The organism is Algoriphagus sp. UBA3586 (assembly GCF_002376385.1).
In the GTDB taxonomy this organism is placed as follows: Bacteria; Bacteroidota; Bacteroidia; order Cytophagales; family Cyclobacteriaceae; genus Algoriphagus; species Algoriphagus ornithinivorans.
The window spans coordinates 78,200-99,010 of record NZ_DFMT01000031.1; the positions used below are offsets into that span (position 1 = coordinate 78,200).

The following is a 20,811-nucleotide window of genomic DNA, read 5'->3' on the forward strand; positions in this document are numbered from 1 at the left end:
AACATCGAACTCTGAATGTTGAATAACGAAGTGCCGCCAGAATATAAATGACATGAACAAATCACAAAAAATCGCCCAATGCTTCTCTCCTGCAGCTTTCATCCATGATTCAGAGGAGAATTATCAGGCTATAGAAAAATTGATTCAGGAGCAGGAAATTGGTGGGCTGACTTTTTTCCACAGTAGACATTCCGCTGCAGCCAATTTTGAGAAAAGAGCAGAGACCTTGGACGTTGCGGGTACTTTTGAAAAATTAATCACTCTTATCAACCGCTACCAAAAACTTTCCAAAATCCCGCTATTGATCAGTATTGATGGAGAATATGGTTTGGCTATGCGGATCGAAAAAACACCTCAATACCCTTTTGCAATTACCTTGGGAGCTTTGAAAAAGGATGCTGAACAATGGGTGGAAGAAGTAGGCTATCACATGGGAATGGACATGAAGCGATCCGGAATTCATCTCAATTTGGCTCCCTGTGCAGATGTGAATACCAACCCAAACAATCCCGTGATCGGCTATCGCTCTTTTGGAGATGATGCTGAGAAAGTTGCCAAACTTTCCTTTGCAGCTTATTCAGGGATGAAAAAAGCAGGGATTGGAGCCTGTTTGAAGCATTTTCCGGGACATGGAGATACGGCGGTGGATTCCCATTTAGGCTTGCCGATTTTGCATAAAAGCAAGGAAGAGCTCAAAACTGAAGAGCTTTTACCCTTTCAATATGGAATTGACCGGGGTGTTGAAATGATTATGGTCGGGCATTTAGCAGTTCCGGCATTGACTGTAGGGAAAGACCTTCCAGCTAGCATTAGTCGCGAATTGATTACCGACTTGCTAAAGGAAGAAATGGGCTTTCAGGGATTAGTCATCTCAGATGCTTTGAATATGAAAGCGGTGGCAAATCTATTCCCTGAACCGGGAGAATTGGAATGGCAAGCTTTCCATGCCGGAAACGACATTCTTTGCTTTTCGGATCATGTGAAAGAGGGAATTCAGAAAATTTCCCAAAATACCTCAGATGAGGAAGTGAATGCGGTTTTTGGAAAAATAATAGACTTGAAAAAACGCTTAGGTGTGATGGAGTCCAAGACTATTGAAGTTCCAACTTTCGATTGGGACCAACATTCCAGGCTTCAAAAAGATCTGGCGAAAAACTATGTGTCGGTTATTTGGGGGGAGCTTAATCCTTCTGAAATACAAGCTTTAGCAAAGGCTGGAAAGTTGGGATATAATGAATTTTTCACTCAGACAGCAAGTCACTTTTCTCTGAATTTGAAACTGGATTTTGAAACAGCTGATAAAGCAGAAAAGGTGATTCTGACTGTTTTTGTCCCAAGCCACAAGCCCTTGAATCAGTTTGGAATGGATCAGGCTGTATTGGTTGAAATCCAAAAATTAGCGAAAAGCAAGCCTTGTATATTGGTTCATTTTGGAAATCCTTTGGCCTTAAAGCACCTTGGAAATCTGGAGAATTTTGAGGCAGTGGTATGTGCGTTTCAGGGATTTGAGGAGGTGCAGGAGGTAGTGGTAAAGCTTTTCCTTTAAAATCAGCTAAGCTTGAGAGTCGGTTTTTTTTTAAATTTCGAAGATTGGCAATAATTAAGAATATCAACAATCAATCCATCAGATTGGAAAGAATGGAAACCTTAAATATTCTCGGATAAATAAGCTTCTTTCAAGTTGTACAACTTATAGGATTTCACAATTGAAAAAAATAACGGTAAAAAAAGGGACCATTTTACAGCGAAAAGGAGATACAAACTCCAAGGTTTATTTTGTGGAAAGTGGTTTGCTTCGGAGCTATACGATAGATGAAAAGGGGAAAGAACATATTTATATGTTTGGCCCTGAGAACTGGCTGGTTACGGACAATTGTAAACCCGAAACCCCTTGCCAATTATTTATAGATGCAATTGAAGATTCTGTATTAAACGTCGCCTCCAAAGAGGAAATGCTTAAAGAAACCCCAGACTTTAATGCATTATTTAGACGTTTAAACTCTATGCAAAACAGGATTGTAATGTTAATGAGCTCGAGTGCCAAAGAAAGGTATGAGCACTTTGTCGAAACCTACCCTAATATTATTCCAAGAGTCCCACTGAAAATGGTGGCTTCCTATTTAGGAATCACTCCTGAGGCTTTGAGCCGAGTTAGAAACGAGCTATCCAAAAAAAAATAATCCAGTGTCATTTCTTGATATACATCAAGGCATAGGCTCTCCGAGCTTAAGAGTTTTGTGCTTCAATCAAAAAGAAGGAAAAATGACAAATCAAAAAAGCAACAAGGCCATGAATATAGTTTTATGGATTGCACAGGTTTTACTGGCTATCATGTTTGGGATGGCAGGAATTATGAAAGCCACCCAACCACTAGAGACATTAACAGAATCTCTTCCGTGGACATCAACCGTACCTTTAGGATTAATAAGATTAATTGGTTTTAGTGAAATTTTAGGAGGCTTAGGATTAATAATTCCCTCTATTCTCCGGTTCAAACCTTTTTTAGCTGTTTGGGCTGCCCTTTGCCTAGCTTTGGTAATGGTTTTTGCAGGAGGCTTTCATCTTGTACGAGGTGAATTCTCGGCAATAGGGATGAATGTTTTTTTGATGGGAATTGCGCTATGGGTTGCATGGGGAAGAAGCAAAAAAGCTCCAATATTGGCAAAGAGCTAAGGAAAATAGAGCTTGATCATTTGGGAACTGTAAAAAGTTTTGCAAACTACAGAGTCCTGACAAAGCGGTTTGAGTAATCACTCAAACCGCTTTTGGTTTAGTTACCTTTTTTCCTGCCGGAAAGTGAGTATTATTAAATTTCCTCCAAGAAATTTATTCTACTTACCCATAAGCATCTCGGAGATCTGGAGAACTATGAAGCCGTGGTTTGCGCATATCAAGGGTTTGATGAGGTGCAGGAGGCGGTGATAAAAACCATTCAAGTGCTTTGAATCCCTTGGAGGGTCGAAAGGAGAACACAAAACCCCTCAAGGGATTTTTAAACCCTTATAGGGCAGGTCCATCTTGCAGGGCTAGATAAAAACTTAAGCCATAGGGTTATTTTTTATTGGGAAACATACCCTTGTATTTTTCCACTAGGATATTGTATTTTTTATAAATATTTTGAAGATTAAATCTCTTCAAAATGAAAATTCATCTATCCTTTTTTATTGCTGCTATTGTTTTTTCAAGTTGCAATTCTGTAAAAATCCCAAAGACTTTAGGGGATACTTCAAACGCTAGCTCTTACGGATATCATCCTATTGATCCTTTGCCAGTTTGGACTGAAAACCTCCAAGAACGAGAAATCGACAATGGAGTACTTTTAGGCTCTATGCCTGATGAAACCATCCGCCTTGCAATAGCGGAAGTGACCTCAGATGGAGCATTAAAGTTTGGCTCCTCTTCAGTGGGAGTCGCCAACCACAATTATGTAGTCATTTTAGATTATATCAAATACAGCACTGACTTCTTCCGGGTGGAATTTATAAATGAAGAAAAGGGTGAGTTCAAGGTACTTCCGAGATATGAAAAAAGTGAAATAGAAAACTCTTATGATCCCATCATCCGATCTACCGACGATGGAGATGCAGTAGTTCCCGTATATGTAGGGGTTGGATTGAGGCTAACTGCCAATATTATGGTGAATAAGACTGGGGTAGATTTGGGAAACTTGTTTTCGATTGGAGCCAATGCATCTTCCAACAATATCGCTGGAACTTTAACTGTACAGACTTTAGGAATCAGCGGGGATAATATTTCATCAATTATACCCATGCCTAGTGAAATCAATCCTACCACTATCCAAAACGCTATTCTAGCCTTGGGCACCATCAAAGCCAAATTATATGATCCCAATACAGTTATAACACCTCGGGCCGTAGGTGTCTACAATTATATAGGAGGCTCCTCCAAAACCATCAACAAATTTGTTTCTTCCATTTTGATAGAGAGACCTAAACTGAGTATTTACTAAGTAAAGGCTCTTTGATAAAGGAATTTAATCGAGCATCTATTACTTCATCAATGGGGCGAACTTTATAAAGTCTCTAATTTTCAATAACTTAAAGATATTTTTATAGAATTTGAATTGAGAAAATAAAAGGAAGACCTAATCCAATAAAGCCCATGGGACTAAATCGATATAAGAGTCTTTATCTATGGATGTTTATTCCGATGGTATTTATGCAACTGGGAATTTTCAGGGATTATTGGGGCGATTTCACAGATAATGCTTGGTCCGTTCACATACATTATATCACAGGAACAATCTGGTATATATTTTTAATCATTCAGCCTTATTTTGCCACTCATGGTCAATTGCCCCGCCATAGGACCAATGGGATCATAGGAATGTTTTTGGCTGGAGGGGTTGCTCTCACAGCACTAAGTATGATGCATCGGGACATTGTGACTACCGAAAGATCCCTGACAAACCCAGAGCAATTTGGACCCTTCCAACCTTGGTTCTTTTTTGGGGTGGCAGCAGTTGAAATTGTGATGATTACAGCATTTGGATTAGCTGTAATCCAAAGTATCATTCATCGGAAAGAAACAGAAAATCACGCTTGGTGGTTGATTTCGACAGTTTTCCTGATTATGATGCCTACTTTGGGCAGGGGAATTCAAAATGTCTATGTGGGCTTAAATATTGAAAGCTGGCCAGAAATTGATATCATGCTCCCAATTTACTTTACGCAATTTCTGATAATTAGTATGCTTCTATTAGGTTCTTGGAAATATGAAAAACTGAAGCATCCCGCCACTTTCCTAGCTGTAGGAGTTAATTTATTTGTTCTCTTACTGGAGCCTTTAGGAAGATCTGAGCGCGTTCAAGAATTTCTCAAAATGATCATCAAAGGTTAAGCTTAAAGAATTAGATTAATTCCTCGCGCTTGAAGGTTTTTAATATTTAATCCTCCACCGAAAACCTATACTCAATTCTATGCTCATATTTTTCTCCAGGATTTAGAATAGGGCTGGGGAAATTTTCATGATTGATCGCATCGGGCCAGTTTTGGGATTCCAAACAAAATCCCCAGTGTTTTTGATAGGTTTTTCCATCAGCTCCAGCAAAATTTTCAATGAAATTGCCGGTGTAAAACTGCACTCCCATATTATCAGAATACATATCCATCACACGCCCACTTGCAGGATGCTTAACGCGGACAAAATGCTTCATTTCATCTGATGGCTCTTGTTTCAAAATCATATTATGGTCAAAGCCTCCTCCATTAGCAGCGATCTGATCTCCAAGCTTATTGGGTTTCCGAAAATCAAAGGGCGTATCTGTCACATCTTTGATTTCACCTGTAGGAATCAATCCTTCATCCACAGGAGTGTAATAATCCGCCCAAAACTGAAATTCATGATCCAACACATCTCCCTTAATTCCAGAAAGATTGAAGTAAGTATGATTGGTCAAATTAACAATGGTTGGCTGATCAGTAGAAGCCTCAAAACGGATACGAATCGTATTATCAGGTGTCAGCTCAATCCATTGGGTGGAAGTTAAAGTTCCTGGATATCCTTCCTCTCCATCAGGACTTCTATAAGTCATTTTAACTCCCAAAATCGAATCATTGGTATACGGCTCTGCATCCCATACTTTTTTGTTAAATCCTTCTACACCACCATGCAGATGGTTTTCTCCATTATTGGTTGCCAAAGTATAAGTTTGCCCATTGAGAGTGAATTTTCCTTTCGCGATTCTGTTCGCTACTCTCCCGGCTGTAGCACCAAAGAAGGGATTAGGCTTGGTAAGGAACTCAGGAATTGAGTCAAAAGTCAATGCAACATTTTCGAGATTACCGTCTTGATCAGGAACGAATATTTTTGAAATCAATCCTCCAAAGTTGGAGAGCTCTACACTCATGGTTCCATTATCTAAAGTGTATCGAAACACATCTTTTCCTTGCCATTCAGCTACTTTTTCAGCTTTGATCATTAATTCAAGTTCTTGGGTGATTGTTTCTTTTTGTGGTTGAGAATCGCAAGATGCGAATACCCATCCGAAAAATAGAGAGAAATAGAAGATGGATTTTTTCATATTGTCTGGGTGGTAAATATAGGTTTTTGAATTATTGTTAATTTAAGGTAAGACCTCTTTCAGCCACTTCGGAAAAGCTTCTTTATAACTGTTTGTTAGTCAGGAAAGGCGTTCTCTGTTCCATCTCATTTTAGCACTGCCTACTGCCTCTGCCTACTTTTTCAGACTTTAGATTTCATACTTCAACTAATGAAAGACTGCTTCACCCCTATCCAAAGCTTTCTCTTTTATTAAGATAGACGAGAAACTCCAAGTAAATCTTCCTATAAATAAAGCGTGAAGGGTTCGCAGTGACGACACTGCCTACTGCCAACTGCCTCTGCCTACTTTTTCAGACTTCTCACTTTATCTTTCTGACTTAATCAATCTGCCTACTGTCACTGCCTACTTTTTCAGACTTCAGATTTCTCACTTCTCACCTTCCTAAGGCTTCCTTTCATGATTCTTCTCAATCCTATCCAATTCTGCCTGAAGCTTTTCTCCACTGATCCATTGCCCTCGGATCATTACTCCCAGAGGTTTTTGCATGGTGTTTAGGTCTTCCAGAGGGTTGTTTTGAACCATCACAAAATCAGCAGCCATTCCCTTTTTGATCATTCCCCAGTCATTTTCTTCTCCCATGTATTTTGCGGGTTCAACCGAGCCAGATTTTAAAATCTCATAGTTGGACATTCCCGCCTCTGACATCAGCCTAATTTCATGATGAATGGAAAAGCCCGGGACATTAAATACTTGTGGAGAATCCGAAGCCATAATCATTGGCACTCCTGACTGATGTAACTCCATAAATAATTTTCTCCGAAACTCGAGGTAAGGAGCTACAAACTCTTTATCCAACAACCCCGCTCTTTCCATTTGTTTTTTGGCGTTGACCCACTGCTGTATCAGAAAACCAGGCAAATATTTCATTTCAGGCGCCTGACGGAATTCATCTGCCGGGATATAGCCAAAGTATCGATCAAAAAGAGTTAAAGTAGGTGCAATATAGGTTCCCTGATCCAAAGTCATCTGAATCAAGTTTGGCAATTTTTCCATCTGGACTTCTCCAACTAACTTCAGATTAAAAGGCCCGGAAGTGGCAGGATCAATTTCCAGATTATCTGGCAGAAGGCCTTCCATGTAGCCATCCATATGCTCTATGGATTTAAAGCCGCTTCCCAAAGCATTTTTTATCCCCACAGCGAGAGGAACGTGTCCTCCAAAAGGAATTCCTAATTCTTTGGCTGTTTTTGAAATTTCCCACATCTCATCCAGCTCCACTCCGGGGTGAATTTTTAAGTGATCATAACCGGCTTCTTTTTGCTCCCTCACCATCTTTGTCGCCTGCTGAGGACTAGTTACAGAATTGCCATTGAATGAGGGTCCTGAAATATACACTCTAGGCCCGGGCGTTTCTCCGGAATTTACTCTTGCTCTTAAATCAATATGGGAAGGATGACCAAGCATGCTGCGAATTCTCAATACCCCATTGGCAAGGTAAAGCCACATAGATTCCTCCTGAAGCTGAGTATTTCCGTCATTTTCAACAGGAAGATGGGCATGGAACTCCGCCAATCCCGGAAATATATAAGCGCCCTGTCCGTCTATCAGATTTTCGCTATACATCCTGGGAGTTTGTGCAGTGAGAGGAATAATCTGGTCAATTTTTCCATCTACTATGTATACTGCCTGATTTTTCAATACCTCTTTCCCATCCATACTCACGATGTGCACATTAGTCACCAAAGCTTTCTGGGAAAAGGCAAAAAAGGACAATAAACAAAAGGAAATCAGCAGCGATACTTTTATTGAATTCATAGCCATGGATATTAGGTTATCTTGAATTTCGTGTTTTATAAAGTGGAATGCAATCCGATCCTGTAAAAGCTTATTTGTACAAATAACTCAAAGCTTCCTGCAACATCTCTTTAGGAGTTTGATCAATGGACAGTTTTAATCCATAGGCTGGTTCTTCCCAAGTGGCAAACTGAGAATCCAACATTTCCGCCTTCATGTAATGGTTTTTCCTCGCCAGCATTCTAGCCCAGATCAAATCCCTATCTCCTTTCAGATGAATCCACTTCACAGAGGAATCCACTCCCAAAATTTTCCGATAGCTTTCTTTCAAGGCAGAACAAGCCAAAACACAACCACCACAAGCCTTGGACTCCGTAAGTTTGCTAGCCAAGGCTTCCAACCAAGGCTGCCTATCATTGTCATTGAGAGGAATACCCTGACTCATTTTTGCAATATTTTCAGCTGGATGAAAATCATCCGCATCATAAAATGGTAAACTCAAATGGGCAGCAAGTGCAGAACCTAAGGTTGTTTTACCGGTACCTGACACACCGGTGACAATGATTAACATATAAGCTTTGTGATTTTTTATTCTTCAGTCCTAAAGATTAGCTAATTTGGGGAAGATGAAAAGCGGGACAACTTTTATTTCGGATCAATTTTACGCCAAACATGTCAGTGACCTACATTTCCGTCACTTACGCATGGCCAAAGCCTCCACATCTATTCAAGACTGTGCTGCCCAAATGGCAAAAGAGCAGGTTTCCTGCCTATTTGTAGGGGAATCGCCTCAGCAGATTCAAGGCTATGTCACCGACATTACCCTTAGGGATCAGGCTTTGGCAAAAGGCTTGGCTTTCGACACACCCATCAGTGAAATCATGGAACATGCCATGGTCTCCATCCATCCTGAAGCCACTCTCGTCGAGGCGCTATTATTAATGTTCCGTACCAAATCCCGCTATTTGTTGGTCAAGGAAAATGAGCAATACATAGGCTGGATAAGCAGAACCAAAATTCTTACCGAGCAAAGCCAGGGGCCCTTTATGTTTATTCAATCTGTGAAAGAAGCCAGGCAGATCACAGAACTGAAGGATAAATGGCAGCGTATGCCGGAAATTATTCATCTCCTGCTCTCAAGAGGGATGAAAGCAGGAATAGTCAATCAAATCATCACCACTGTCGCAGACACTATTACGCAACGAGTCATTGAGCGGGTCATCAAAGAAATTGGAAGCCCTCCTGCCAAATTTGTCTTTTTCGTACTGGGAAGTGAAGGAAGAGGTGAGTTGACTCTGAAAACGGATCAGGATAATGCCATTATCTATGAGGATAAAGCGAATGAGCAACGAGAAGCAGTTCGAGCCTATTTCTTGGATTTTGCCACCCGAGTTTCAACAGCTTTAGATCAGATTGGAATCGCCTTTTGTGATGGTGAACTCATGGCCATGAACCCCAAATGGACTCATTCTCTATCTCATTGGAAAAGAAATTATGAGAGGTGGATCTCTGACGCCTCTCAGGAAACAGCCATGAACTATTCCACCTTTTTTGATTGCAGAGCCATTTTTGGAGAGGAAAGTTTATTAGTGGAATTGAAGGACTATATGGGAGAGCTGCTAGAAAAAGCTCCCGAGCGTTTTTTTATCAATTTGGGCTACAATGCACTTCAGTACGAACCTCCACTTACATTCTTTAGAAATATTAAAACCGAAAAAATTGACGGTGAAAAGCAACTGAACCTAAAACAAACCATGCGTCCCATTGTGGATTTGGCAAGGGTTTTTGCGCTCAAACATAAAATCCACGAAACCAACACAGTTAGAAGGATAGACTTGCTAAGGCAAAAAGGAGTATTCACCATGCCTGAAACCCAGGAATTAATCCATGCTTTCAATTACCTCATGTCTCTCCGCTTGGAAAATCAGGCAGGTTTGATTCTTGAGAAAAAGGAAAAACCTAAGAACTTTCTGACCCTTGACTCTTTAACTAAAGTTCAGTCAGTTACTCTCATAGAGATATTTAAAGTTATCAAGGATTTCCAGGCCAGAATCAAGTTTTCATTTACCCGAAGTCTATAAATTTCAACTCCTTCCGATACTTTTATAAATTTTTTATTAAAGTTGTTTTTTATTAGTGAAAGTTTTTTAAATTTGCTCAGACAAATAATTTAAAGCTCTGCAAAAGGTAAACAATAGTAAATTTTACTTTTAATTGATTTTCCAATTATTTTTTGGAATACAACCGATTGCTTATTTTAATTTATTTGGAATAGAAGAAATAAAAACCGATAATAAATCTTATAAACCCTTAACTGTCTAACCAGCATGCTCAGTAAGTACCCACTATCCGAAGTAGAGAAAAGCTTCTTGCAGGAATCAGGAGTAGAAAAAATTTCCACGCTGATTCCCTACTTGACGGTTGACAATTTTCCCAAACTAGGTTTGCTTACCGCTTGCCGGTTTTTGGAATGGGCGGCAGCCAACCCACAGGGAGTCATCAGCTTACCTACTGGAAAGACGCCTGAATTTTTTATCAAATGGACTCAGTATTTATTAGAAAACTGGGACAGCAAAAAAGGCAAAGACATTCGGGAAAAATATGGCATGGGAGCTACCAAAAAGCCTGTCTTAAAGGACTTGACTTTTGTACAGATAGATGAATTTTACCCTATTTCATCTTCCCAGCACAATTCCTTCTACGACTATGTAAACAAGTTTTACATTCAGGGATTTGGCCTTTCTAAGGAAAAAGCCATTCTCATCAACTCGGATGAAATTCCTTTAGCCAATGGTCTGAGCTATAAAGAAGTATTCCCTGACCTGAAAGTAGACTTGAGCCTGAGATTTCGAGATCCTCAAAACGAACTGGAAAAAATTCAGCAAGAATCCATTTACAAAATCGACCAATGGTGCGGACAATATGAGCAAAGAATCAGAGACTTAGGAGGAATCGGGTTTTTCCTTGGCGGAATCGGACCGGATGGACACATCGCTTTCAACACCCGAGGTTCTCATATTTACTCAGTTACCCGATTGACTGAAACTAATTTTGAAACACAAGCCGTAGCAGCCGGAGACTTAGGTGGCATTGAAGTATCCGCCAACAGATTGGTGATAACTATCGGCTTGGATACTATCGTTTACAATCCTGAAGCGGTGGCGATAATTATCGCAGCAGGAGAAGCTAAAGCAGGAATAGTACGGGACTCTCTCGAAACCCCGATGAATAATGTATTCCCTGCTACTGTCCTTCAAAAGTTGAAAAATGGCCGTTTTTACCTGACCAAAGGAGCGGCAGTCAAATTAACAGACTCTCTTGACAGCTATTATCAAAAGGGAGAATGGACTTTTGAAAAAACTGAAAGAGCAGTGATTGAGCTTTGCAAAAAGCTGAATAAATATGGACACAGGCTGAAACTGAGTGATCTGAAAGCGGATAAATACTGCAAATTAATCCCTGATCTCTCCGAGGAAACAGTCAGCCTGGTGATGAAAAGTGTAGAGGATAAGCTGGCAAAAGGTTTGGAGCAGGAAAAAGACCAAAGACTGCTACATACCGGACCACACCATGATGACATTTCACTGGGTATTCTTCCTCACATTACCAATCAATTGCATGAACCCAGCAATGAGGCCCATTTCTCTGTGCTAACTTCGGGCTTCACAGCTGTGACCAACACATTTGTCATTGATACACTTCAACACACCAAAAAACTATTGGATGACAACAAAATCCAAATGGTGAATTATGAAGACTTTTTCGAGGTGGGATACAGTTTGAAAACAGACAAAGATGTTTACCACTTCCTGACAAATGTAGCTTCCGAAAATGCTGAGGCTAGGAAAAGAGGACTTTGCCACCGTGTTGTCAGAGCTTTGGTGATCATTTACGAAGTAAAAAACAAGACTCAGCTCCGGGAAACTATCAATGATGTCATCAGTATTTTGAGAAAGAGTTATGATGGAGAAAAAAATCCATCCAAAATCCAAAAGCTGAAAGGCATGATTCGGGAATTTGAAGAAGAATTGGTTTGGGCTCACTTTGGTGTACAGGTTAAGAACGTTCATCACCTCAGACTGGGCTTTTATACCGGAGATATTTTCACCGAACAGCCTGATAAAACGCGCGACGTAGAACCGATCGTGGAATTATTCCGAAAAGTTAACCCTACGAAGATTAGTTTAACGCTAGATCCGGAAGGCTCAGGTCCAGACACCCACTACAAAGTTTTGCAGGCTACGGCGGCCGCAGTCAAAAAATGGGGTGAGGAAAAAGACCTAAGCGATTTGAGAATCATAGGCTACAGGAATGTTTGGTTTAAGTTTGAACCCCACGAAGCCAATGTCATCGTTCCGGTTTCTTTGGGAGATATGTCCGTGATGGAGGACTCCTTCACCAATTGCTATCTTTCACAGGTAAATGCTTCTTTCCCCAGCTATTCCCATAATGGAAAATTCAGCACCGTTGCCAAGCGTACCTGGGTTGGACAATTGAATGACATTCAGCTTTTGTTGGGTAAAAATTACTTCTACCTGCACGAGCGAGCAAAAGTTCGAGCCAGCCATGGTCTAATTTTCTTCAGAGATATGAATGTGGAAGAATTCCTGGCTACCGCGAGAGAACTAGAAAAATCTATTGAAGGAATGCTGTAAATAGTATTTCTTCGCACCCGAGTAAATCAAGCAAGACAATTTGCTTTCAACCTATTAACCTATTTAGTCACTATTTTAACTCAAGGAATGCAAAAGGCCATATTGGGATTGGATATTGGAGGCACCACCATCAAAGGTGGGGTGCTGATTAACGGGCATTTGGAAGATATCCGTACCATTCCCACACCGGCCAAGGAAAGTCAGGAATTCATCCTTGAAACCATAGCCATTTTTATAGAATCCTATTTGCATCATGATTTGGAGGGGGTAGGCATAGGAATTCCAGGCTTAGTGGATGTAGAAAAAGGCATTGTGCTGGGATTGGCAAATATCCCGGCTTTTCAGCATGTGGAGCTCGGTAAATTTCTCACAGAACGAATTGGCAAGCCCATATTCATCAATAATGACGCAAACTGTTTTGCTTTGGGCGTCCATAAGTTTGGCGTAGGGAAGAAATATAAAAACCTGGTAGGAATCACTTTGGGAACTGGCGTAGGAGGAGGAATTGTAATCAATGGGCACTTATATTCCGGGGTGAATTCAGCTGCCGGCGAATGGTGCAGCGCTCCTTATTTAGATCATAATTTCGAACACTATTGCAGTGGCAAATTCTTCCATAATAATTATCAGACCAAGCCCAAAGCTATGGCCAAAAAAGCCATGGCCGGAGACCCTGAAGCTATTCAGGCTTTTGAGGAATTTGGGCATCATTTGGGAGAGTTGATCAAGCATATATTATATGCTTTGGCTCCGGAAGCCATTGTGTTAGGAGGATCCATTCGGAAGACTTTTCCTTTATTTCAAAAATCCCTTTACCGCTCTTTGGAGAGCTTTGGATATCCTACCGTTTTGGAACATCTCAAAATCTTATTGTCCGAATTGGACGAAACAGCCATCCACGGTGCAGTAGCACTGGTGGACGTTGAACCTGAAATTGTGAATTCTTAAGAGATAAAGTTGGTTTAGTAAGTGAAAAAGGGCGGTTTCTGATAGGAATCGCTTTTTTTATTCTGGTTTCATGGCCTCTAGAAAACCTGGCTTAAGCCTCTTATTTCTATCAAAAAGCAAAGGAAAATTGGTTCTCCCTCTTACCGGCCAATTATTCAGCCAGCTACTGCCATCTTGCAATCCCCAAAAAGTGACGCGACTGATTTTATCTGAATGCTTTCGAAAGAGCTGGAAAAGAGATTGGTAGCGCCTGACCAACTCTGCTTCTTTTTCTAGTGTAATTCCATCTTTAAAAGGATTCCAGCGCTCGGATTCAGCAAATGAAATCTCCAGATCAGCTCCGTCAAAATCACTGGGTCTTGGCAGGATATCCACATCCAGTTCTGTTACCATCACATCAAAACCAGCCTCATGAATATCCAGAATTGCCTGCTCTATCATGTCCAAGCTTGGAAAGTCCAATCGATAATGTCCCTGCATCCCTATTCCATCAATTCGCACTCCCTGTTTTCGCAGAGCTTGAGCCATTTCTAATATGGCTTTGCGCTTTTCCGGTTTCCAGACATTGTAATCATTGTAATAAAGTTCTGAATTGGGATCTATCCGATTTGCCTTTCGAAAAGCCTGAGCGATATAGTCCTCCCCCATCAATAAATACCAGGAGGTCTTTCTCCAAGTACCATCATCCTCAAAAGCCTCATTGACCACATCCCATGCATGGATATCCCCTTTGTATCTTCCCACTACGGTTTCTATATGATTCTCCAGTCGCTTTTGAAGTAATTCAGCATCTATCAATTGCCCCTCTTGATCCTGAAATACCCAATCAGGAATCTGCTGATGCCAGACCAGTGTATGCCCAACCAAAAAAGCATCCAGCTCCTTTCCTTTAGTCACAAAAGCATCCCCAAACTCAAAGGAGTACCTATCCTCTTCGGGATGCACTCTACTCCACTTAAGGCCATTCTCAGGGGTAAGAGAATTGAAGTGTAAATGCAATAAGGAATCTGCTCCATCTACCTCATCTGTGATCTGTCTGCCATTGACGGCTACACCAATTCTAAAATCCGAGGAAAATTCATCCTTTAAACTTTCACGCTTAGGCTGCTGACAGGAGAAATTGAGCAGTATCAGAATTACCAAATAGGTTGGAAGTATAAATTTTTGAGAATAGGTTGCTAGCATGTTTTAAATTAGCAAGTCTACTTGAAAATTCACTTTCCGTTCATCCAATTATTCCTACGTCTTAACAACCAAAGCATAATAATTTACTCCATATGTCAGCTAATCACCTTCAAGTCGCTCTAGCCCAAATTGCTCCGATTTGGCTCAACAAGTCACAAACGCTGGAATTGGTCAAATCCTGCATGCATGAAGCCGCTCGTGAGGGAAGCGAATTAATAGTCTTCGGAGAAGGTTTGGTTCCCGGTTATCCCTGGTGGCTTTCCATCACCCATGCTTCGGCTTGGGATGATCGCATGCAAAAAGAGATCTTCGCCCATTATGCCAGACAGGCAGTTCAAATAGAAAGTGGGGACTTACAGGAGATTCAGACATTGGCAAAGCAGCTTCAACTCGCTGTCTATTTAGGAATCATAGAAAGACCACAGGATAGAGGCGGACATAGTTTGTATTGTTCGCTGGTTTACATTGATGCAAATGGACAGATCCAATCCGTGCATAGGAAGCTTCAACCCACCTACGATGAGCGACTGGCTTGGGCACCGGGTGATGGAAACGGACTTCAGGTACATTCACTAAAAGGCTTCACAGTAGGCGGACTCAATTGCTGGGAAAATTGGATGCCTTTAGCGAGAACAGCATTGTACGGATTGGGTGAAAATCTGCATATCGCAGTTTGGCCGGGAGCAGTTAGAAACACCGAGCTGATCACTAGGATGATAGCTCAGGAGGGACGATCTTTTGTGATATCCGTTTCCAGTCTGATGCGCAAATCTGATTTCCCCGAAGACATTCCCCATTTGGAGGAAATTCTTAAAAATTGTCCAGAGGTCTTGGCAAATGGAGGTAGCTGCATTGCAGGACCGGATGGAAAATGGATTCTAGAACCCAGAGCTGATTATGAGGGACTTTTATATGCAAGTTTAGACTTGAACAGGGTCTATGAAGAAAGACAAAACTTTGATCCGACGGGACATTATTCCCGGCCGGATGTCTTGAAGCTAAAAGTTAATGGGGAGCGGCAGCATTCGGTGAAGGGGATGGAATAGATCAAGGTCGATTATTTCTTATTAAACCAACTTGCAAATTACTTTGGATTTTAGAGCTGGAAGACCGAAGACAGAGGACCGAAGCTTCCTGATTTTGATCCTTTTAGCAGCCTATAAGCCGTATTTTTGTTGATACAAACAAGAAAGCTGATTTCTATAAAAAAAATCTTTCTCCTATCCTTCTTCATATAGACCCTCATACTGGCTATTTGAAGGACAGGATGGCGGACAGTATTCTACAAAAAGCATCCAAAATGTATTTAGGAAATCTGTAGAAAAAAGTGGGATAAATCCTTAGGCAACGGTGCACACCCTTAGGCACAGTTTCGCCACCCATTTATTGCAGCAGGGGACTAATTTACGGATGATCCAAGTGCTTCTTGGCCACAGTAGTTCGACGACGACAGAGGTGTACAGCCATATTTTGGCTGTGTCCAATAAAAATGTAGTCAGTCCTCTTGACGGGATATCCGAAATTCTTAATTTAGGTGAGCCGAAGCGGGGGGAGTCATCCACATAACGGATATAGACGCCATTGCCGGAGGAAATATTCGTCAATACAAATGTTAGGGCTCATTTTAAAAGACGACACGACCAATGCAAATTGACGAAGAATTAAGACATAGAATTGGACTTGCTCTTAATGAAGCGACCTTACTTGGAGTTGAGTTTGACAAGGAGAAAAATTTGGTTGCTTGCTCCTTTGCGTTGGTTGCTATGGACAAGAACGGAAATGTTCCCGAAGACAATCGACTTTTATTCATTTTCAAACCAGTTGGACGATTTGTTGCTTCTTTACGCAATGGGCATTGGGACGACAAAAACGCTGAAGTTGAAAAATTTGAACCGGAAAATATTTTAGATATTATCCAAAGCTTTAAAGGACTTTCGATTTATGGTTGGGACTTTATTAATTGTGGTGACAAAGATTTTGACACTTGGAAAGACCGCTTAAGTTTTGACTACTCAGCAGGCGACAATATTGGACTAACGAACACGATTGACCTTTTCCAGGAAGGTGGCAACAGACATATTGACCTAAGAATTTGGTTTGACGATTTTGAAATTTTGACACCAAAGTATGAACCAGTCGACTTGGAAGAGTTCTTAGAAAATGGTAAACGTGGTTGGGACGCAGTTTACTCAAACAATGACAAAATGGGCAATTTTGGGATTATCCCAGCGACAACAGAAAATGAACAAAAGTTAAAGACTGCAATAAACAATTTGACAGGAGAACAGCAACCAAAAAGTTGGTTGAAAAAACTAAAAGACAAATTTAAAAGCTGACGATGGAAAGAAAAACGAGCCATAACATGGGTTTGGCAAAAGTGGCGGTTCAGTGCTCCGCAGACACATTTGTGGTTAATCAAAGTTTGGTTCTCCGCATCAATATTTGTGGTGAAAATCGCCACCTTCGCCAAGCGCCAAACCGTTACCAGTAATGTGAGTAAACCGCAAAAGTTTCCATATAATTCAACTTTTATTATCTTTGTGCAGTATAATGAATTGAAAATCTGAATGGACAAAAATTTTGATGTAATCTTTCTTGAACATGCTCTCGAGTTTTTAGAAAAGTTGGACTTAAAAACAAGACAAAAAATTTACTACAACATTGACAAGGCCAAACTCGGACTCGACCCGAAACTGTTCAAAAAACTGACTGATGAAATTTGGGAGTTCAGGACAAAATATAGCGGACTGCAATATCGACTTTTCGCTTTTTGGGACAAAACTGACAAAACTGCAACACTTGTCATTTCAACACACGGAATCGTGAAAAAAGTTGATAAAGTTCCGAAAGCAGAAATCGAAAAAGCTGAAAGGATTAGAAAAGAATATTTTGAACAATAGAACAATGGAAGCAAAAAATAAAAAAATGAAAATGATGACCCTTGAGCAGCTTAAGGACAGGGACATTGGAAAAATAGGAACTCCAGAAAGGGACAAATACGAATTTGACCTACGAATGGAACTGCTCGGAGAAATGATAAAATCCGTTCGGAAAGAACGAAACTTGACACAAGAACAACTTGGAGAACTTATCGGTGTTCAAAAATCCCAAATCTCAAAATTGGAACGGAGCACAAAAAATGTTACCATCGAAACAATTTTGAAAGTTTTTCAAGCATTAAAAGCTAAGGTTAAGTTCAGTGTGGAAATGAATGAATCGGAATTTAAAGTAGCGTGAAACAAAAGCACTACTGGCAACAGCACCTAAGAAAACGTGGGGCGGCTGGTGGCAGTGCATGGGTTTGTTCTTCGAGTAAACCTTTGTTCTAACAGCAGGGTAATCGCTTCGAAATGCCCCACGTTTCTTAGCTGCGGACCGTTGTAGCCAATTGAAAGACGTAGTTATAAAAACCACAGTGTATACCCCTAGATTAACTCATTAATCATTCCCAACGAAATTGGCTCTACCAAAGAATCTTCGATTCACGAAGTTGTTGAGATTAGAACCAAAGCGGTAATTAAAGCCAAATCTGGAATCCACGGTGTATGCTGAAGGCAGGGTTACCCTCCCACTCAATATATCCTGCTCAGTAAAATCTCCCGATGCCAGGTAAATCTGATCCTTTACGTAGTTGCCTTCTACCCTCATAAAGAAAGAAAAATTCCCTGTAACACGGACTTCTGCGCTGATATTCATTCCGGTAGACCAAGAGCTGAAATCATCCAGATAATTTCTCAGTCGATATCCTATTTCCAGGTTACCCCAACGTTGATTGAGCCCCAGACTGGCTCTCAAGCTATGGAGAACCCTGGTTTCCTCAAGAACACCGGAAATCGTTTCTTCGACATAGCTATTTCTCCTGACTTCGACCCCATAGTTCACTCTTAGAAATCTGGAATTCTGTACTGCTTCCGGGAAAAAATTGTACTCCACGGCTGGTCTAAAGCTGGTCTGGAACTGATAATTGAAGCGAGTATTCTGACGTCCCGCAATATCATAGCCATAGGACCATTGGGGTGAAATAGCTTTTACAAGCTGATGACTAAAACCAAATTCTGATACATCAAAATTATTCTGAACTTGATCGATAATCTGGTTACCACTTTCGTCGAGAACCGGATTGCCATTGGCATCAACCCTAGGTACTTTTTGAATCGTTCTTCTCAGCCTTTCATCTATACGACCGGATAGGGAAATTTTCCATTTATCTGTAATCCGATTAATATTGACATCTCCACCAATGTTGATTTGCCTGCTCAATTCCTCCAGCTCAATATTTGCATTACTACCCACATTAAAAACCCAATAATTCCAAGGATCTACAGTTTCCTCCTCTTCTTCTGAAAAATTAGCAGGGTCAGTCTTCATATTTATTTCGATTCCTTCCCCGGCTTTGGTTTTCGCAACATAGGGAGCTAAACCTAATTTGATAAAGCGGGTGAGTTTTTCCCTGACTTCAAAATCTGTATCCGTCTGTTTGGTATTGACATAGAGGGTATCTCTTCTTCCCGCATGGATGTTTTGTTGGCCTATAAACAAAAGTTGATATTGCCTTCCACCGCCTCCGGATCTGTTATTGTTAATCAGGAGAAAGACATCAGCAGTTTGATTATCCCTATAAAAGTCAACCGCTGTAATTTCCGTTCTGATAAAATCCATATCACAACCACCATCCCAGCGTTCACAGCCATCGATAAATACTCTAAGTCTATTGGGGATTTTATTATTATCAACGAGCGTTTGACTAATTGAAGCCGAAGTCAAAGAGAAGAAGCTCAGGGTCAATAACAGTAGTACTTTGTTCATTTAATCTGGTTTAGTTCATGTTGACCGTGTGGTTTCGGTCATTAATTAATTCCAATCATCATCGCTCCCTGTTTTTCTAATTATGCTTGAAAAGGAGTAATCTTTTTTCCCGAAGGAGTTGATAATATCCTTTTCTTTAATCGGATATTTTTCATCCTTTTTCATGCAATCAAACTAGTAAAAGGATGTGAAAGGCATACAAACTTTGGGTGAGAGTATGTTCTTGGAATAGTCCAAACGTATAAACAAAATACGCTATTAAAAAGGAATATAAGCACCAGTGGTTTGATAGGGTATTCGAGCGGTAATGGCATTAATCAACTAGCCGAATTCAGCAACACAACTAAAAAAGAAATTAACGAAATACTGTTAATTTTTTTCTGTTTGGTATGAATGTCGGTTGTTAGATTTATGGGAATAAAAATCTTATTTCGGGTAGTGAGCGAAATCAGTTCGATAATTGATGCAAACTATGCAGAAATGTATGATGCTTTGATTTTTGTAAAAACAGTGAGTTTGGCAGATTTCAACCTAAATAAACTCATGGACTGAAATAGTACTATTCAAAAACCAATCTGCAGTTTTCCTATTTTTCATAAAAAGATTGCCTCCTTTTTCGCTTTGAACCAAATCTTAAAATCAATGGACTAATACAGAAACTCATTCTTTGCCAAGCGCCTCATCTTTGTTGCAGTTACAATTCATTCAACATTTAACCAACAAAGAATATGTCAACAGTAGTAATCGGGGCTACCGCCCTTACAGCCAGCAAGAGCAAAGTCAAGTTAATCCAAGAAACTAAAATCAGTCCAGTATTCAATGTAAGTGCGGATGCTGTTTGGAAAATCATTGGTCCGGGATTTAAAAATGTATCAGTTTGGAGTAGAGCAGTTGACCATGCGAGTACCAGTGGCCAACCTGAATTTGAAGGGGCCTCCTGTAGGAACCGTTCTTGCGATTTGAACGCCTCTGGGTTTAGCAAAATTTCTGAAACCGTTATCGAATACGATGCAAATCAAAGGACTTTAGGATATTCAGTAGATGCAGGGATACCCGGCTTTGTCACTTACATGGCCAATAATTGGAGGGTAATTGAAGTAGGGCCAAACCAATGTAAAACAGAAATGACAGTTACCATGCATTTGAAGCCATTGATGGGATTTCTAATGGGCGGGATGTTTAAAAAAAATATTCACAAAATCCTGGATGAGGTGATCGAGGATTTGAAGATTTATGCTGAAACTGGCAAGATCTCTGAAGCCAAGGAAAAAAGAATAGCACAGCTTGAAAAGAAAAACAATTAACAACTTCCTCTCTTCATGACCAAGACGGTTTGGGTTGATACTTGAGCCGTTTTGCCTTTTTATGGGTATTTTACTTCAAGTGGATGTGAAATAA

General features: G+C 40.5%; 20 protein-coding genes. 15 read left to right on the forward strand and 5 right to left on the reverse strand.

All coding sequences use genetic code 11. The annotated features are described in order from the left end of the window. Positions 1–52 precede the first annotated feature (52 nt). From B2906_RS10565 to B2906_RS10585, 5 genes are all read left to right on the forward strand, one after another. Entirely contained in the window at positions 53–1,546 is a 1,494-nt protein-coding gene (locus tag B2906_RS10565; RefSeq protein ID WP_286939454.1) for a glycoside hydrolase family 3 protein, read from the forward strand. A 160-nt stretch (positions 1,547–1,706) separates the two neighbouring features. Beyond that, positions 1,707–2,180, forward strand: coding sequence for a Crp/Fnr family transcriptional regulator (locus B2906_RS10570; protein WP_286939457.1), 474 nt, complete (start codon positions 1,707–1,709; stop codon positions 2,178–2,180). Positions 2,181–2,262: 82 nt separating this feature from the next. Beyond that, a complete protein-coding gene (locus B2906_RS10575; protein WP_286939460.1) occupies positions 2,263–2,673 on the forward strand; it encodes a DoxX family protein in 411 nt (136 codons plus the stop codon). A 466-nt stretch (positions 2,674–3,139) separates the two neighbouring features. Then, complete coding sequence (locus B2906_RS10580) at positions 3,140–3,970, forward strand: hypothetical protein (protein WP_286939463.1); 831 nt, start codon at positions 3,140–3,142, stop codon at positions 3,968–3,970. A 152-nt stretch (positions 3,971–4,122) separates the two neighbouring features. Next, positions 4,123–4,860: a hypothetical protein gene (locus B2906_RS10585; RefSeq protein ID WP_286939467.1), complete on the forward strand. Its 738-nt coding sequence runs from the start codon at positions 4,123–4,125 to the stop codon at positions 4,858–4,860. A 46-nt stretch (positions 4,861–4,906) separates the two neighbouring features. Here the strand turns inward: B2906_RS10585 and B2906_RS10590 are convergent, their stop codons facing one another. The 3 genes from B2906_RS10590 to B2906_RS10600 all read right to left on the reverse strand — a co-directional run bounded on the left by B2906_RS10590 (position 4,907) and on the right by B2906_RS10600 (position 8,390). Then, on the reverse strand, positions 4,907–6,043 hold the full coding sequence (locus B2906_RS10590; RefSeq protein WP_286939469.1) for an aldose epimerase family protein: 1,137 nt from the start codon (positions 6,041–6,043) through the stop codon (positions 4,907–4,909). Between the two features lie 423 nt (positions 6,044–6,466). Continuing rightward, the gene (locus B2906_RS10595; RefSeq protein WP_286939472.1) at positions 6,467–7,840 is read right to left on the reverse strand and encodes an amidohydrolase family protein; all 1,374 of its coding nucleotides are present in this window, start codon (positions 7,838–7,840) and stop codon (positions 6,467–6,469) included. A 70-nt stretch (positions 7,841–7,910) separates the two neighbouring features. After that, entirely contained in the window at positions 7,911–8,390 is a 480-nt protein-coding gene (locus B2906_RS10600; protein ID WP_286939477.1) for a gluconokinase, read from the reverse strand. Positions 8,391–8,445: 55 nt separating this feature from the next. Between B2906_RS10600 and B2906_RS10605 the strand changes: the two genes are divergently transcribed. The 3 genes from B2906_RS10605 to B2906_RS10615 all read left to right on the forward strand — a co-directional run bounded on the left by B2906_RS10605 (position 8,446) and on the right by B2906_RS10615 (position 13,422). Next, positions 8,446–9,900, forward strand: a complete 1,455-nt coding sequence (locus B2906_RS10605) for a DUF294 nucleotidyltransferase-like domain-containing protein (RefSeq protein WP_286939479.1) — start codon at positions 8,446–8,448, stop codon at positions 9,898–9,900. A 246-nt stretch (positions 9,901–10,146) separates the two neighbouring features. Beyond that, positions 10,147–12,474, forward strand: a complete 2,328-nt coding sequence (locus tag B2906_RS10610; RefSeq protein ID WP_286939481.1) for a glucosamine-6-phosphate isomerase — start codon at positions 10,147–10,149, stop codon at positions 12,472–12,474. 87 nt (positions 12,475–12,561) lie between these two features. Next, entirely contained in the window at positions 12,562–13,422 is an 861-nt protein-coding gene (locus tag B2906_RS10615) for an ROK family protein (RefSeq protein ID WP_286939488.1), read from the forward strand. Positions 13,423–13,479: 57 nt separating this feature from the next. Here B2906_RS10615 and B2906_RS10620 read toward each other — a convergent pair whose 3' ends face one another. Then, positions 13,480–14,607, reverse strand: coding sequence for an endo-1,4-beta-xylanase (locus B2906_RS10620; RefSeq protein ID WP_286939490.1), 1,128 nt, complete (start codon positions 14,605–14,607; stop codon positions 13,480–13,482). Between the two features lie 92 nt (positions 14,608–14,699). On the opposite strand from B2906_RS10620, the gene B2906_RS10625 reads away from it, so the two are divergent. The 5 genes from B2906_RS10625 (at position 14,700) to B2906_RS10645 (ending at position 17,844) form a co-directional block, all read left to right on the forward strand. Beyond that, a complete protein-coding gene (locus B2906_RS10625) occupies positions 14,700–15,653 on the forward strand; it encodes a carbon-nitrogen hydrolase family protein (RefSeq protein WP_286939491.1) in 954 nt (317 codons plus the stop codon). A gap of 304 nt (positions 15,654–15,957) precedes the next feature. Further along, positions 15,958–16,173: a tyrosine-type recombinase/integrase gene (locus B2906_RS10630; protein ID WP_286939499.1), complete on the forward strand. Its 216-nt coding sequence runs from the start codon at positions 15,958–15,960 to the stop codon at positions 16,171–16,173. 77 nt (positions 16,174–16,250) lie between these two features. Next, on the forward strand, positions 16,251–16,943 hold the full coding sequence (locus B2906_RS10635; protein ID WP_286939503.1) for a hypothetical protein: 693 nt from the start codon (positions 16,251–16,253) through the stop codon (positions 16,941–16,943). 231 nt (positions 16,944–17,174) lie between these two features. Continuing rightward, the gene (locus B2906_RS10640; RefSeq protein WP_286939504.1) at positions 17,175–17,507 is read left to right on the forward strand and encodes a type II toxin-antitoxin system RelE/ParE family toxin; all 333 of its coding nucleotides are present in this window, start codon (positions 17,175–17,177) and stop codon (positions 17,505–17,507) included. Between the two features lie 4 nt (positions 17,508–17,511). Next, complete coding sequence (locus B2906_RS10645; RefSeq protein ID WP_255590399.1) at positions 17,512–17,844, forward strand: helix-turn-helix domain-containing protein; 333 nt, start codon at positions 17,512–17,514, stop codon at positions 17,842–17,844. Positions 17,845–18,045: 201 nt separating this feature from the next. Here the strand turns inward: B2906_RS10645 and B2906_RS10650 are convergent, their stop codons facing one another. Further along, positions 18,046–19,413 carry a hypothetical protein gene (locus B2906_RS10650; protein ID WP_286939506.1) on the reverse strand — a complete coding sequence of 456 codons (1,368 nt, stop codon included), beginning with the start codon at positions 19,411–19,413 and terminating at the stop codon, positions 18,046–18,048. A 411-nt stretch (positions 19,414–19,824) separates the two neighbouring features. Between B2906_RS10650 and B2906_RS10655 the strand changes: the two genes are divergently transcribed. Next, positions 19,825–19,965, forward strand: a complete 141-nt coding sequence (locus B2906_RS10655) for a hypothetical protein (RefSeq protein ID WP_286939509.1) — start codon at positions 19,825–19,827, stop codon at positions 19,963–19,965. Positions 19,966–20,141: 176 nt separating this feature from the next. Continuing rightward, the gene (locus tag B2906_RS10660; RefSeq protein ID WP_286939511.1) at positions 20,142–20,717 is read left to right on the forward strand and encodes an SRPBCC family protein; all 576 of its coding nucleotides are present in this window, start codon (positions 20,142–20,144) and stop codon (positions 20,715–20,717) included. The last annotated feature ends 94 nt before the right edge of the window (positions 20,718–20,811 follow it).